Annotated in this window: 12 protein-coding genes; 8 read left to right on the top strand and 4 right to left on the bottom strand. The window is 73.4% G+C overall.

Features of this window, described 5'->3' with window-relative positions; genetic code table 11:
• The first annotated feature begins 133 nt into the window (after window positions 1-133).
• The 6 genes from pdhA to ADL34_RS09370 all read left to right on the top strand — a co-directional run bounded on the left by pdhA (window position 134) and on the right by ADL34_RS09370 (window position 7198).
• Window positions 134-1279 carry a pyruvate dehydrogenase (acetyl-transferring) E1 component subunit alpha gene (gene pdhA, locus ADL34_RS09395; RefSeq protein ID WP_062666012.1) on the top strand — a complete coding sequence of 382 codons (1146 nt, stop codon included), beginning with the start codon at window positions 134-136 and terminating at the stop codon, window positions 1277-1279.
• Window positions 1276-2280, top strand: a complete 1005-nt coding sequence (locus ADL34_RS09390; protein WP_062666014.1) for an alpha-ketoacid dehydrogenase subunit beta — start codon at window positions 1276-1278, stop codon at window positions 2278-2280. Before pdhA ends, ADL34_RS09390 begins: the two co-directional genes overlap by 4 nt.
• Window positions 2280-3683 (top strand): dihydrolipoamide acetyltransferase family protein, encoded by a 1404-nt coding sequence (locus ADL34_RS09385; RefSeq protein WP_062666016.1) that lies wholly within the window; start codon window positions 2280-2282, stop codon window positions 3681-3683. The genes ADL34_RS09390 and ADL34_RS09385 overlap by 1 nt, the downstream gene beginning before the upstream one ends.
• A 67-nt stretch (window positions 3684-3750) precedes the next feature.
• Window positions 3751-4725, top strand: coding sequence for an NTP transferase domain-containing protein (locus ADL34_RS09380; RefSeq protein ID WP_063892271.1), 975 nt, complete (start codon window positions 3751-3753; stop codon window positions 4723-4725).
• The gene (locus tag ADL34_RS09375) at window positions 4722-6104 is read left to right on the top strand and encodes a molybdopterin molybdotransferase MoeA (protein WP_062666018.1); all 1383 of its coding nucleotides are present in this window, start codon (window positions 4722-4724) and stop codon (window positions 6102-6104) included. Before ADL34_RS09380 ends, ADL34_RS09375 begins: the two co-directional genes overlap by 4 nt.
• Entirely contained in the window at window positions 6092-7198 is a 1107-nt protein-coding gene (locus ADL34_RS09370; protein ID WP_079034060.1) for a potassium channel family protein, read from the top strand. Before ADL34_RS09375 ends, ADL34_RS09370 begins: the two co-directional genes overlap by 13 nt.
• Window positions 7199-7212: 14 nt before the next feature.
• On the opposite strand, the gene ADL34_RS09365 is transcribed toward ADL34_RS09370, so the two are convergent.
• Window positions 7213-8061: an ABC transporter permease gene (locus tag ADL34_RS09365; protein WP_062666021.1), complete on the bottom strand. Its 849-nt coding sequence runs from the start codon at window positions 8059-8061 to the stop codon at window positions 7213-7215.
• Complete coding sequence (locus ADL34_RS09360) at window positions 8058-9065, bottom strand: ATP-binding cassette domain-containing protein (RefSeq protein ID WP_062666023.1); 1008 nt, start codon at window positions 9063-9065, stop codon at window positions 8058-8060. The genes ADL34_RS09365 and ADL34_RS09360 overlap by 4 nt, the downstream gene beginning before the upstream one ends.
• 192 nt (window positions 9066-9257) lie before the next feature.
• Between ADL34_RS09360 and ADL34_RS09355 the strand changes: the two genes are divergently transcribed.
• Window positions 9258-10238, top strand: a complete 981-nt coding sequence (locus ADL34_RS09355; RefSeq protein WP_062666084.1) for an NAD(P)H-quinone oxidoreductase — start codon at window positions 9258-9260, stop codon at window positions 10236-10238.
• Between the two features lie 7 nt (window positions 10239-10245).
• Here the strand turns inward: ADL34_RS09355 and ADL34_RS09350 are convergent, their stop codons facing one another.
• Complete coding sequence (locus ADL34_RS09350; RefSeq protein ID WP_159038905.1) at window positions 10246-10968, bottom strand: hypothetical protein; 723 nt, start codon at window positions 10966-10968, stop codon at window positions 10246-10248.
• Between the two features lie 234 nt (window positions 10969-11202).
• On the opposite strand from ADL34_RS09350, the gene ADL34_RS09345 reads away from it, so the two are divergent.
• Window positions 11203-11742: a bacterial proteasome activator family protein gene (locus ADL34_RS09345; protein ID WP_062666027.1), complete on the top strand. Its 540-nt coding sequence runs from the start codon at window positions 11203-11205 to the stop codon at window positions 11740-11742.
• 67 nt (window positions 11743-11809) lie between these two features.
• On the opposite strand, the gene ADL34_RS09340 is transcribed toward ADL34_RS09345, so the two are convergent.
• Window positions 11810-13444 (bottom strand): protein kinase domain-containing protein, encoded by a 1635-nt coding sequence (locus ADL34_RS09340; protein ID WP_062666029.1) that lies wholly within the window; start codon window positions 13442-13444, stop codon window positions 11810-11812.
• Window positions 13445-13609 lie beyond the last annotated feature (165 nt).

Here is a 13609-nt window from a genome sequence, read left to right as displayed (position 1 = left end):
GGTTGTGGAGAACCGTTTGTCCACAGCCTGGGGGCGCCTGTAGCCAAAATGTGCCGACGACCGAACAATCGGTAGGTGAGGCGCGTCACGGACGCCGCGCCTCCCGTAGCCGCTCCCACGAGGAGGTGCCGTCATGACGGTCATGGAGCAGCGAGGCGCGTACCGGCCATCGCCGCCGCCCGCCTGGCAGCCCCGCATGGACCCCGCGCCCCTGCTGCCCGACGCGGAGCCCCACCGCGTTCTCGGCACCGAGGCCGCCGCGGAGGCCGACCCGGACCTGCTGCGCCGGCTGTACGCCGAGCTGGTGCGCGGCCGCCGGTACAACGCGCAGGCGACCGCGCTGACCAAGCAGGGCCGCCTCGCCGTCTACCCGTCCAGCACCGGCCAGGAGGCCTGCGAGGTCGCCGCCGCGCTGGCCCTGGAGGAGCGCGACTGGCTCTTCCCGAGCTACCGCGACACCCTCGCCGCCGTCGCACGCGGTGTGGACCCCGTCGAGGCGCTGACGCTGCTCCGCGGCGACTGGCACACCGGCTACGACCCCCGCGAGCACCGCGTGGCCCCGCTGTCCACGCCGCTCGCCACCCAGCTGCCGCACGCCGTCGGCCTCGCGCACGCCGCCCGCCTCAAGGGCGACGACGTGGTCGCGCTGGCCATGGTCGGCGACGGCGGCACCAGCGAGGGCGACTTCCACGAGGCGCTGAACTTCGCGGCCGTCTGGCAGGCGCCGGTCGTCTTCCTCGTGCAGAACAACGGCTTCGCGATCTCCGTCCCGCTCGCCAAGCAGACCGCGGCCCCGTCGCTGGCCCACAAGGCCGTCGGCTACGGCATGCCCGGCCGCCTGGTCGACGGCAACGACGCGGTCGCCGTGCACGAGGTGCTCGGCGAGGCCGTACGCCGCGCCCGCGAGGGCGGCGGTCCCACGCTGATCGAGGCGATCACCTACCGGATCGACGCCCACACCAACGCCGACGACGCCACCCGCTACCGCGGGGACGCCGAGGTGGATGCCTGGCGCGACCATGACCCGATCGCGCTCCTGGACCACGAGCTGACCGAGCGCGGCCTGCTCGACGACGCCGGCCGGCAGGCCGCCCGGGACGCCGCCGAGGCCATGGCCGCCGATCTGCGCGAGCGCATGAACCAGGACGCGGCGCTCGACCCGGCGGACCTGTTCGCCCACGTGTACGCCGAGCCCACCCCGCAGCTGCGGGAGCAGCAGGCGCAGTTGCAGGCAGAGCTCGACGCCGAGCACGACTCCCACGGGGGTGCCCACCGATGACCACCGTCGCCGTCAAGCCGGCCACCATGGCGCAGGCCCTCACGCGCGCGATGCGCGACGCCATGGCCGCCGACCCGTCCGTGCACGTCATGGGCGAGGACGTCGGCACCCTCGGCGGTGTCTTCCGTGTCACCGACGGACTCGCCGCCGAGTTCGGCGAGGACCGCTGCACGGACACCCCGCTGGCCGAGGCGGGCATCCTCGGCACCGCGGTCGGCATGGCCATGTACGGGCTGCGCCCGGTCGTGGAGATGCAGTTCGACGCCTTCGCCTACCCCGCGTTCGAGCAGCTCGTCTCGCACGTCGCGAAGATGCGCAACCGCACCCGCGGCAGGATGCCGCTCCCCCTGACGATCCGCATCCCCTACGGCGGCGGCATCGGCGGCGTCGAGCACCACAGCGACGCGTCCGAGGCGTACTACATGGCGACCCCGGGCCTGCACGTCGTCACGCCCGCGACCGTCGCCGACGCCTACGGCCTGCTGCGCGCCTCCATCGCCTCCGACGACCCGGTCGTCTTCCTGGAGCCCAAGCGGCTCTACTGGTCGAAGGCCGACTGGAACCCGGACGAGCCGCAGTCCGTGGAGCCCATCGGCCGCGCGGTGGTGCGGCGCTCCGGCCGCAGTGCCACGCTCATCACGTACGGACCGTCCGTGCCGGTCTGCCTCGAAGCCGCCGAGGCGGCCCGCGAGGAGGGCTGGGACCTGGAGGTCGTCGACCTGCGCTCGCTGGTGCCGTTCGACGACGAGACGGTCGCCGCCTCGGTCCGGCGGACCGGACGCGCGGTCGTCGTGCACGAGTCGGGTGGCTTCGGCGGCCCGGGCGGGGAGATCGCCGCCCGTGTCACGGAGCGCTGCTTCCACCACCTGGAGGCGCCGGTGCTGCGCGTGGCCGGGTTCGACATCCCCTACCCGCCGCCGATGCTGGAGCGGCACCACCTGCCCGGCGTGGACCGCATCCTGGACGCCGTCGGGCGTCTGCAGTGGGAGGCCGAGAGCTGATGGCACAGGTGCTGGAGTTCAAGCTCCCCGACCTCGGGGAGGGGCTCACCGAGGCGGAGATCGTGCGCTGGCTGGTCCAGGTCGGCGACGTCGTCGCGATCGACCAGCCGGTCGTCGAGGTCGAGACGGCCAAGGCGATGGTCGAGGTGCCCTGCCCCTACGGCGGTGTCGTCACCGCCCGCTTCGGCGAGGAGGGCACCGAACTGCCGGTCGGCGCCCCGCTGCTGACGGTCGCCGTCGGCGCGCCGGCCTCCGGCGAGGAGTCAGAGGGCTCGGGCAACGTGCTCGTGGGCTACGGCACCTCCGAGGCACCCGCACGCCGCCGCCGCGTGCGGCCGGCCACCCCGGCGGCGCCGGCCCGGGACAGCGCGGCGAACGGCGCCCCGCGCGCAGACGCCCCGTCCGCCGAGCGCGTGGCGCGGCCCGTCGGCACCGCCGCCGGCCACGGCACGGACACCCCGGCGGCCTCCGAGCCGGTCCGCCACGACGGACCCGTGCCCGTGATCTCCCCCCTCGTCCGCCGCCTCGCCCGGGAGAACGGCCTGGACCTGCGTGAGCTCCACGGCTCCGGACCCGACGGGCTCATCCTGCGGGCCGACGTCGAGTACGCCCTGCGGGCCGCCGGGTCCGGACGTACCGCGCAGCCCGCCGCCCCCGCACCCCGCGAGGCGTCAACGCCCGCGCAGACCCCCGTCCGTTCCTCCGCGCCCGCCGCCGGTGTCCGTGTCCCCCTCAAGGGCGTGCGCGGCGCCGTCGCCGACAAGCTGTCCCGCAGCCGGCGCGAGATCCCGGACGCGACCTGCTGGGTGGACGCGGACGCGACGGAACTCATGCGGGCGCGCGCGGCGATGAACGCCGTGGGCGGGCCGAAGATCTCCCTGCTCGCGCTGCTGGCCCGGATCTGCACGGCTGCCCTCGCCCGGTTCCCCGAGCTGAACTCCATGGTCGACATGGAGGCCAGGGAGGTCGTCCAGCTGGAGCACGTGAACCTGGGCTTCGCCGCGCAGACCGAGCGGGGTCTCGTCGTCCCGGTCGTCCGGGACGCCCACGCGCGGGACGCGGAGTCGCTGACCGCCGAGTTCGCCCGGCTGACCGAGGCCGCCCGGGCGGGCACCCTGACCCCGGCCGACCTGACGGGTGGCACGTTCACGCTGAACAACTACGGCGTGTTCGGCGTCGACGGCTCCACCCCGATCATCAACCACCCGGAAGCCGCGATGCTCGGCGTCGGCCGCATCATCCCCAAGCCCTGGGTGCACGAAGGGGAGCTGGCGGTGCGCCAGGTCGTCGAGCTCTCGCTGACCTTCGACCACCGGGTCTGCGACGGCGGTACGGCGGGCGGCTTCCTGCGTCACGTGGCGGACTGCGTCGAGAACCCGGCGGTGCTGCTGCGCACCCTGTGACGCACCCGTCGCGACGGGCCGCCCCGCGTGCGTTCCCTGTGATCGCGGGGACACGCATACTCGGGGGGTGACCGCGTACGAACCCACGCCCCCGCCGGGCGCTCCCCCCGCCGCGTACGACGCCGTCGTGCTCGCCGGCGGCGGGGCGCGGCGGCTGGGCGGCGTGGACAAACCGGCGGTGCGCGTGGGCGGCCGGGCCCTGCTCGACCGGGTCCTCGGCGCCTGCGCCGACGCGCGGCAGACCGTCGTCGTCGCGGCCCCGCGGCCCACCGCCCGTCCGGTGCGCTGGGCGCGGGAGGACCCGCCCGGCGGCGGCCCGCTCGCCGCCCTGGACGCCGGGCTCCGGCACACCACCGCCGACGTGGTCGTCGTCCTCTCCGCCGATCTGCCGTTCCTCCACGGGGACACGGTGCGCACCCTGCGGGCCGTCCTGAGCGGCGACCCGGACACGGCCGGTGCGCTGCTCACCGACGCCGACGGCCGTGACCAGCCGCTCGTCGCCGCCTACCGCGCCCCGGCCCTGCACCGTGAACTGGCCGCGCTCGCCAGGGAGCACGGCGCGCTGACCGGGCTCCCCCTGCGCCGGCTGACCGGCGCCCTCGACCTCACCCGCGTCCCCGACCCCGTCGCGTCCTTCGACTGCGACACCTGGGACGACATCGCCACCGCCAGGGCACGCATCAGGGAGCATGGGCACGTGTTGGATGAATGGATCTCCGCAGCCAAGGACGAACTGGGCATCGACCTCGACGTCGACATCAAGGTCCTGCTGGACCTCGCCCGGGACGCGGCGCACGGCGTCGCGCGGCCCGCGGCACCCCTGACCACCTTCCTCGTCGGCTATGCGGCGGGCCGGGCCCAGGGAGGCCCCGAGGCCGTCGCCGAGGCGTCCCGCAAGGCCGCCGCCCTAGCCCAGCGCTGGGCGGACGAGGCCACCGCCGCCAAGGCCGACGCGGCGCCCGACGCCACCAAGGCCGACGCCGCCACCGAGGCCACCCCCAAGGCCGACGCCGCCCCCGACGCCCGCCCGGACGCCGGATGACCGCCGGCGGTACGCGTGCGGGCCAGGACGCCGAGGACCTCGACATCGAGGAGGTGCTCGCCCTCGTGAACGAAGGCCACGGCCCGTCCGGGCACGGCGACTCCGTGCCCGCCCCCGCCCCCACCCCGCGCCCCCACGGCTCCGGGCGGACCGGGGAGGACGGCCACCACCGGGCCACGCCCTGGCCCGACGCCCGCGAGGTCGCCGCACGGGCGGCCCGCGCGGCGGTGAAGGCCGCACGCCGCGCCCCCGTCTCGGTGCCGCTGGACGCCGCTCTCGGCCTCACCCTGGCCGCCCCGCTCAGCGCGCTGACCGACCTGCCCTCTTTCGACACCTCCGCGATGGACGGCTGGGCGATCGCCGGGCCCGGCCCCTGGGCGGTGCGCGAGGAGGGTGTCCTCGCCGGGCACGCCGAGGCCGACGCACTGACCGACGGGGAGGCCGTGCGGATCGCGACCGGCGCCCGTATCCCCCCGGACACCACCGCCGTGCTGCGCTCGGAGCACGGCACCATCGACGCCAAGGGCCGGCTGCACGCCGGACGGGACATCGAGCCCGGCCAGGACATCCGCCCGCGCGGCCAGGAGTGCCGTACCGGCGACCATCTCCTCGCGACCGGCACCATCGTGACGCCGGCCGTGCTCGGCCTGGCCGCGGCAGCCGGGTACGACACGCTCACGGCCGTACCCCGCCCCCGGGTGGAAGTCCTCGTCCTCGGCGACGAGTTGCTCACCGAGGGACTCCCCCACGACGGGCTGATCCGTGACGCCCTCGGGCCGATGCTGCCGCCGTGGCTGCGTGCCCTCGGGGCCGAGATCCTCGCCGTGCGCCGGCTCGGAGACTCCGCCAAGGCCCTGCAGAAGGCGCTCACCGCCTCCCGCGCCGATCTCGTCGTCACCACGGGCGGCACCGCCGCCGGCCCCGTCGACCACGTCCATCCCACGCTGGAGCGCATGGGCGCCGATCTGCTGGTGGACGGCGTCAAGGTGCGCCCCGGCCACCCCATGCTGCTGGCCCGCCTCAAGGAGGACCAGCACCTCGTCGGCCTGCCCGGCAACCCCCTGGCCGCCGTGTCGGGGCTGCTCACGCTCGCCGAGCCGCTGCTGCGGACGCTCGCGGCACGTCCCGCGCCGGAGTCCTACACGCTTCCGCTGAAGGAGGCCGTGCACGGGCATCCGCGGGACACCCGGCTGGTGCCGGTCGTCCTGCGCGGCGACCACGCCGAGCCGCTGCGCTACCACGGTCCGGCCATGCTGCGGGGCATGGCGGCGGCCGACGCCCTGGCCGTCGTACCGCCCGGCGGTGCCCGGGCCGGTCAGGAGACCGCACTGCTGGATCTGCCCTGGGCGGCCGCCGGTATCGAGGTGTGTTTCACGTGAAACTTCCGGGTCAGGACGCGATCGCCCGTCAGGCGGACGAGCGGATCGCGACCTATCGGGTCACGCTCCCGAAGAAGATCGTGGAGCACCCCTTCCGGCAGGTCGCCAAGCGGGTGTCGCTGGCCCTCGCCCTGCTCGTGCTCACGGCGCTGATCGTCTACGCCGACCACGGGGGCTACAACGACAGCTCCGACGGCTCGGTCGACCTCCTCGACGCCTTCTACTACTCGACCGTCACGCTGTCGACCACCGGGTACGGGGACATCACCCCGGTCAGTGACGCCGCCCGGTTCACCAATATCTTCGTCATCACGCCCATGCGGGTGCTGTTCCTGATCATCCTGGTCGGCACCACGCTCGAGGTCCTGACCGAACGGACCCGCGAGGAATGGCGCCTGAACCGCTGGAGGTCCACCTTGCGTGACCACACCGTCGTCGTCGGCTTCGGCACCAAGGGCCGCTCGGCGATCCAGACCGTCTGCGCGACCGGGCTGAGCAAGAACCAGGTCGTCGTGGTCGACCCCAGCTCCAAGGTGATCGAGGCGGCCGTCGCCGAGGGCTACGCCGGTGTGACCGGGGACGCGACGCGCAGCGAGGTCCTGAAGCGGGCCGAGGTGCACAAGGCGCGGAAGATCATCATCGCGACCCAGCGCGACGACACGGCCGTGCTGGTGACCCTCACGGCCCGCCAGCTCAACCGGGGCGCGAAGATCGTGGCCGCGGTCCGCGAGGAGGAGAACGCGCCGCTGCTGAAGCAGTCCGGGGCGGACGCCGTCATCACCAGCGCCAGCGCGGCCGGACGGCTGCTCGGCCTGTCCGTGCTCAGTCCCGCCGCCGGCATGGTGCTGGAGGACCTGATCCACCAGGGCACCGGGCTCGACATCGTCGAACGGCCGGTCATAAAGGCCGAGGTGGGCAAGAAACCCAGGGAGCTGGACGACCTGGTGATCAGTGTCCTTCGCGGGCACCGGGTGCTCGGCTACGACGACCCGGACGTCGGCACCCTGGAGCTGACGGACCGGCTCATCACCATCGTGCGGATGACGCCGGGCGCACACGTGGCGCCCGACGCCCGGCCGCTGCCCCAGGACTGACGCCCCGCCCGGTTCTACTTGCGGTTGTACAGCCGCATCGTGATCGGCCCGAAGACCAGCACGAACAGGCACGTCCAGCCGAGCGACCAGGCGATGTCGGCCGCCGGCCAGTCGCCCGCCATCAGTCCGCGCACCGCCGTGGCCAGATGCGTGATCGGGCTGTTGTTGACGAACGCCTGGAGCCAGCCCGGCATGGTCTTCGGGTCGACGAAGACGTTGGACAGGAAGGTCAGCGGGAAGATCACCATCATGCTGACGCCCATCACCGACTTCTCGGAGCGCAGCATCAGACCGAACATCGTCCAGATCCACGAGAAGGCGAAGGAGAAGGCGACCAGCAGCGCGATGCCCGCGACGACGCCGCCCACCCCGCCGTCCGGGCGGAAGCCGAGGATCATGCCGACGGTGAGCATGACGACGGACGCGATCGTGTAACGCAGGGCGTCGCCCAGCAGGTAGCCGACCATCGTGGACGGACGCCAGATCGGCAGCGTCCGGAACCGGTCGAAGACGCCCTTCTCGATGTCGGTGTTCACCGAGACGCCGGTGTACATGGTGATCATCACGACCGACATCACCAGGATGCCCGGCAGCAGGAACTGGATGTACGCCGTCGGGGACCCGGCCAGGGCGCCCCCGAACAGGTACGTGTACATCAGCACCAGCATGATCGGGAACGCGGTGACGTCGAAGAGCTGCTCGGGCACATGCTTGATCTTCAGGATGGCCCGCCAGCCGAACGTCATCGACGCCGACCAGGCGCTCGGCCGCGGTGGCCGGTCCTTGGCGATCAGCAGCGCGGCCAGCGATTCGGTGCTGACGGGGGCGAGTTCCCTGCCCTCGGTCTGTGTCACGGTGCTCATGCCGCCACCTCGTCCTGGCCGCCCTCGGCCTCGTGCGTGTCGTGTCCGGTCAGGGCGAGGAACACCTCGTCCAGGCTGGGCTGGCCCAGCGAGAAGTTGTCGACGGTGATGCCGCCGCGGGCCAGCTCGGCGAGCGCGCGACCGGCCTGCTCCGCCGCGCCCTGCCCGTTCCCGGCGCCGCCGACGCGGGCGGTGAGGGCCACGGGGTCGGGCTCGGACTGCACCTCGGCGTCCAGGGCCAGCCGCAGGATCCGCGCCGCCTCCGGCCGCTGTGCCGGGTCGCGCAGCCGCAGATGGACGGTGCCGGCGCCGACGGACGCCTTCAGCTCGCCCTTGGTGCCCTCCGCGATCACCCGGCCCTGGTCGATCACGGCGATCCGCGACGCCAGCTGGTCCGCCTCGTCCAGATACTGCGTGGTCAGCAGGACGGTGGTGCCCTGCGCGACGACCGCGCGGACGATGTCCCACACCTGGTTGCGGCTGCGCGGGTCGAGACCGGTCGTCGGCTCGTCGAGGAAGAGCAGGTCGGGGGTGTTGAGGATCGACGCGGCGATGTCGATACGGCGGCGCATGCCGCCCGAGTAGTTCTTGACCTGCTTGCCCGCCGCGTCCGTCAGCCCGAAGGCCTCCAGCAGCTGTGCCGCGCGCTCGCGTGCGGCCGGCTTGCGGTGGCCGAGGAGGCGGGCCAGCAGCACCAGGTTCTCCGTGCCGGTGAGGTCCTCGTCGACCGAGGCGTACTGGCCGGTCAGGCTGACGCGGCCACGCACCGCGTCGGCCTCGCGCACCACGTCGTGCCCGAAGACATGGGCCTCGCCGCCGTCCGGGCGCAGCAGGGTGGCGAGCATCTTCACCGTGGTCGTCTTGCCGGCGCCGTTCGGTCCGAGGACGCCGTAGACCGTTCCGGCCGGAACCGCGAGGTCCACGCCGTCGACGGCCCGTGTCTCACCGAATGTCTTCACCAGGCCCGCGGTCTCGATGGCGAGACCGGTCGTCTGCGTGCTCATGCTGTCGGGTTCCTTCCGGAAGGGTCCTTCCACGGTCTTGGGCTACGCATGGGGAGACCTTTACGGTCCCGCAAACTCATCGGTGACGCACAGGATTTTCACGAGGACGGGCGCGGCACGTTCCCGCGACGGGTGCGGCACACGGGACGGCGGACGGTGGTGGACGCGGGCACCGGGGGTAGCGTCCGTGACATGCATGCGATCACGATTGCGGAACCGGGCGGGCCCGAGGCGCTGGTGTGGGACGAGGTCCCCGATCCCGTGCCGGGCGAGGGCGAAGTGCTGGTCGAGGTGGCGGCGGGCGCCGTCAACCGGGCCGACCTGCTGCAACGGCAGGGCTTCTACGACCCGCCGCCCGGCTCCTCCCCGTACCCCGGTCTGGAGTGCTCCGGCCGGATCGCCGAGGTGGGGCCCGGTGTCTCCGGCTGGGCCGTGGGCGACGAGGTCTGCGCGCTGCTCGCGGGCGGCGGATACGCCGAGAAGGTGGCCGTGCCGGCCGGGCAGCTGCTGCCGGTCCCGGAGGGGGTGAGCCTGACCGGGGCGGCGGCGCTGCCCGAGGTGGTGTGCACGGTGTGGTCGAACGTCTTCATGGTCGCCCACCTGCGTCCCGGGGAGACGCTGCTCGTGCACGGCGGGTCCAGCGGTATCGGCACCATGGCGATCCAGCTCGCCAAGGCGGTCGGCGCGAGGGTCGCGGTCACGGCCGGCAGCAAGGAGAAGCTCGAGCGGTGCGCCGAGCTCGGCGCCGACATCCTGATCGACTACCGGGAGCAGGACTTCGTCGAGGAGATCAAGGGGGCCACGGGCGGTGCCGGGGCCGACGTGATCCTCGACATCATGGGAGCGAAGTACCTCGACCGCAACGTCCGGGCCCTCGCCGTCAACGGCCGTCTCGCGATCATCGGGCTGCAGGGCGGGGTGAAGGGCGAACTCAACCTGGGCGCCCTGCTGGCCAAACGCGCCGCCATCACCGCGACCTCGCTGCGGTCCCGGCCGCTGGAGGAGAAGGCGTCGATCGTCGCGGCCGTACGCGAGCACGTGTGGCCGCTGCTGAAGGCCGGCCACGTCCGTCCGGTCGTCGACCGCGAGATCCCGATGGACGACGCCGCCGAGGCGCACCGGGTGGTCGAGGAGAGCGGTCACATCGGCAAGGTGCTGCTGGTCGTGCCGTAGCGGGAGGCTACCCGCGGCGCAGGCGCAGTCCGACGAAGGTCAGGCCGAGGCCGAGGCCGACGAGGACGAGGCCCATGCCGAGGGGCAGGACCTGCAGGACGGGCTGCTGCGCCCGCTCCCGGGTGCCGGCGCCCTGCGCGTCGTCCGCCGCCCGGCCGGACGGCGGCGCGGTGGCGCCGGCGGTGGCCTCGTCGTCCGGCAGGGTCGCGGTGTCCTCCTCGTCGGCCGGCGGTGCCGTGTCGTCCCGGTCGCCGGCCGGGCGCACCGCCGCCTCCGACTCCTCCAGGGGCACCTTCTGCCGTCCCGGCCGCTCACGGCCCTCGCCCGGCCGGCTTCCGGCCCGGGACGGCTCGTCGGAGGGCTTGGTCCGCCCGGCGGCGGGTCCGTGGGCGCTGGCGCTGGGCGACGGCTCGTGCCGTCCGGAGTGCCAGGTCTCCCGCACCTCCTCCCGGTCACGGGGCTCCTCGCGCCCGCCCGGCCGGTGGTGCTCGCCGTGCTCCGCGTGCCGCGACGGCGTGGCGGAGGGCTTCCCGGAGGAGGAAGGGGCCGAGGGGCGCCCGGAACCCGGGCCCTCCGGCTCGCCGGCGGACGGGTCCGGGGACGGCGACCCCCGAAGACCCGCCGTAGGACCCTGAGCGGGATGCCCGGCCTCGGCGCCGAGGGCCGCGCCGGTGCCACCGCCCGCGACCAGTCCCATGACGAGCACACCCAGCAGCCCGGTCGTGCGCATGACCCCCATCGCTCCCACTGCCTTCACCACCCAAGAGTCCGCGGCACCCCGAGCCAGCACCCCCGTCCTCGCAGGACAAGCCTCACAGGAGCCGGCGCACCCGGCATTCCGGGCGCCGCCACCCGGCCGACCCGCCCTGCCGGGCCCGCGGAATCCCCGGTGGCGCGAACGGTCGATCGGCCTCCGCGGGGGGCACCACGATGATGAGCTGTACGGGTGCGAGAGAATGGCGGCATGGAGATGCCGAGGAACGACAGGCAACCCGAGAACCCCCAGATCCTGGTCGTGGGCCAGGACGGCATGGCGCTCGGTGGCGGCGGCGGGGACGACGACTCCCGCGAGATCCCGGTGACGGAGCAGGTGGAGCAGCCCGCGAAGGTCATGCGCATCGGCAGCATGATCAAGCAGCTGCTCGAAGAGGTGCGCGCCGCTCCCCTCGACGAGGCGAGCCGGGTCCGGCTGAAGGAGATCCACGCCAGTTCCGTCAAGGAACTGGAGGACGGCCTGGCCCCCGAGCTCGTCGAGGAGCTGGAACGGCTGTCGCTGCCGTTCACGGACGAGGGGACACCGTCCGACGCGGAACTGCGCATCGCGCAGGCCCAGTTGGTCGGCTGGCTGGAGGGCCTCTTCCACGGCATCCAGACCACCCTGTTCGCCCAGCAGATGGCGGCGCGCGCCCAGCTGGAGCAGATGCGCCGTGCCCTCCCGCCGGGTGTCGGCGGCGACGACGGCGACCACCCGCAGGCCGGCCGGACGGGCGGCCCCTACCTGTAGGGCGTCTTGAGCCAGACACGACGAGGGCCCGGCGGCCGATGCCGCCGGGCCCTTCTGTGTCTCCGCGTCACTCCGGATTGCCGGTGGACACCGTGAACTTCATCACCGGGGGGTTGTCCGGGTCGAAGTCCTGGCGGACCTTGGGGTCCTGTTCCATGACGGTGCCCTGGCCGTACGTGTTCTCGTTCTTGTCGATCTTCTCGTACTTCCAGCCGGCGGCCTTCAGGCACTTCTCGACCGACGGCCAGTACCGGAAGGTCATGTCCGGCATCGTCACCTTGTCGGGGTCGAGGTAGGCCTCGCGCGGCTCGGTGCACTCGCTCGTCTCGACGGTCCGCGAGGTGTCGCCCTGCCGCCAGCCCGGCGCCTTGGAGATCTCGGTGGCCGTGGTCGAGCCGCCGCCTCCCTTGCCCTCGTCGCCCCCGCCGCCGTTCATCGACAGCGCGGCGATCAGACCGCCCACGGCGGCCAGGGACACGACGATCGAGCCGATGATCACGCCCCGGTTGCGCTTCCCGCCGCCCGGCGCGCCCTGCCCCTGCGGCGCGATCGTGTACGGCGGAGGCGTCGCGTGGCCGGGCTGCGGGGAGTAGGAGGCGGGCGCCGGCGTCGTGAAGCCGGACTGCTGCGGATAGCCGTACGCCGGAGTCGGCCCGGACGGCGGCGGGGTGCCGTACGGAGAGGGCGTCGGCGTCGGCTGGTAGGGCTGCTGGACGGGCCCCGTGCTCGGGGGCGTCTGCCCGACGGGCGGGAACACCGAGGCGCCGACGCCCTGACCGCTCTGCGTCTGCGCGCCCGGCACGATGCTCGGCGGCGCCGCGTGGAAGGACTGCGCGATGCGCAGGCACTCGTCGCGCATGGCCTCGGCGCTGGGGAAGCGTTCGTTCGGGTTCTTCTTCAGCGCGCGGGCCACCAGCGCGTCCACCGCCGGGGGCAGGGAGCGGTTGATCGAGGAGGGCGCGACCGGCTTCTCCTGCACGTGCGCGTACGCGATGGCCAGCGGCGAGTCCGCGTCGAACGGCAGCCGTCCGGTGACGAGCTGGAACAGCATGATGCCGACCGAGTACAGGTCGGAGCGGGCGTCCACGCCCCGGCCGAGGGCCTGCTCCGGAGAGAGGTACTGCGGGGTGCCGACCACCATGCCGGTCTGCGTCATCGACGTCACGCCGGACTGCATGGCGCGCGCGATGCCGAAGTCCATGACCTTGACGACGCCGCGCTTGTTCAGCATCACGTTGCCCGGCTTGATGTCGCGGTGGACCAGGCCCATCTCGTGGCTGATCTCCAGGGCGGCGAGCACGTCCGCGGTGATCTTCAGGGCCTGGTCGGCGGGCATCGCCCCGGCCTGCCGTACGGCCTCGTCGAAGACGGAGCTGAGCGGACGGCCCTCGATGTACTCCATGACGATGTACGGCGTCGTCATGCCGTCCATCTCGTCCTCGCCGGTGTCGAAGACGGAGACGATGTTGGTGTGCGTGAGCTTGGCCACTGCCTGGGCCTCGCGGCGGAACCGCTCGCGGAACGCCGGCTCGCGGCCCAGCTCGGTGTGCAGCGTCTTGACCGCGACCTGGCGGTCGAGCACGGAGTCGTAGGCGAGGTGGACGGACGCCATGCCGCCCTGGCCGAGCAGGTCGCGCAGCTGGTAGCGGCCACCGGCCAGCGACCGTCCCGCGTGCGCGTTCTGTGCGCCGTCCTGGCTCATGTTCTGCGTCCCCCGTGCCCCTTGGGCGCCTGCGGCTGCCCGGGATCCGCTGATCCCGGTTGATCCAATGTGCTATTCCCGGCCAAGTCTGCCCCACGGCACCGACAGGTCAAGCGAGGTGCCCGTTCCGTGACCGTACGCGAAGGCGGCGTCGCCCAAGCGTTA

It is taken from the genome of Streptomyces sp. NRRL WC-3605 (genome assembly GCF_001509795.1).
In the GTDB taxonomy this organism is placed as follows: domain Bacteria; phylum Actinomycetota; class Actinomycetes; order Streptomycetales; family Streptomycetaceae; genus Streptomyces; species Streptomyces viridochromogenes.
Note: the sequence above shows the minus strand (reverse complement) of the source record. Positions and strands in the feature narration are given on the sequence as shown.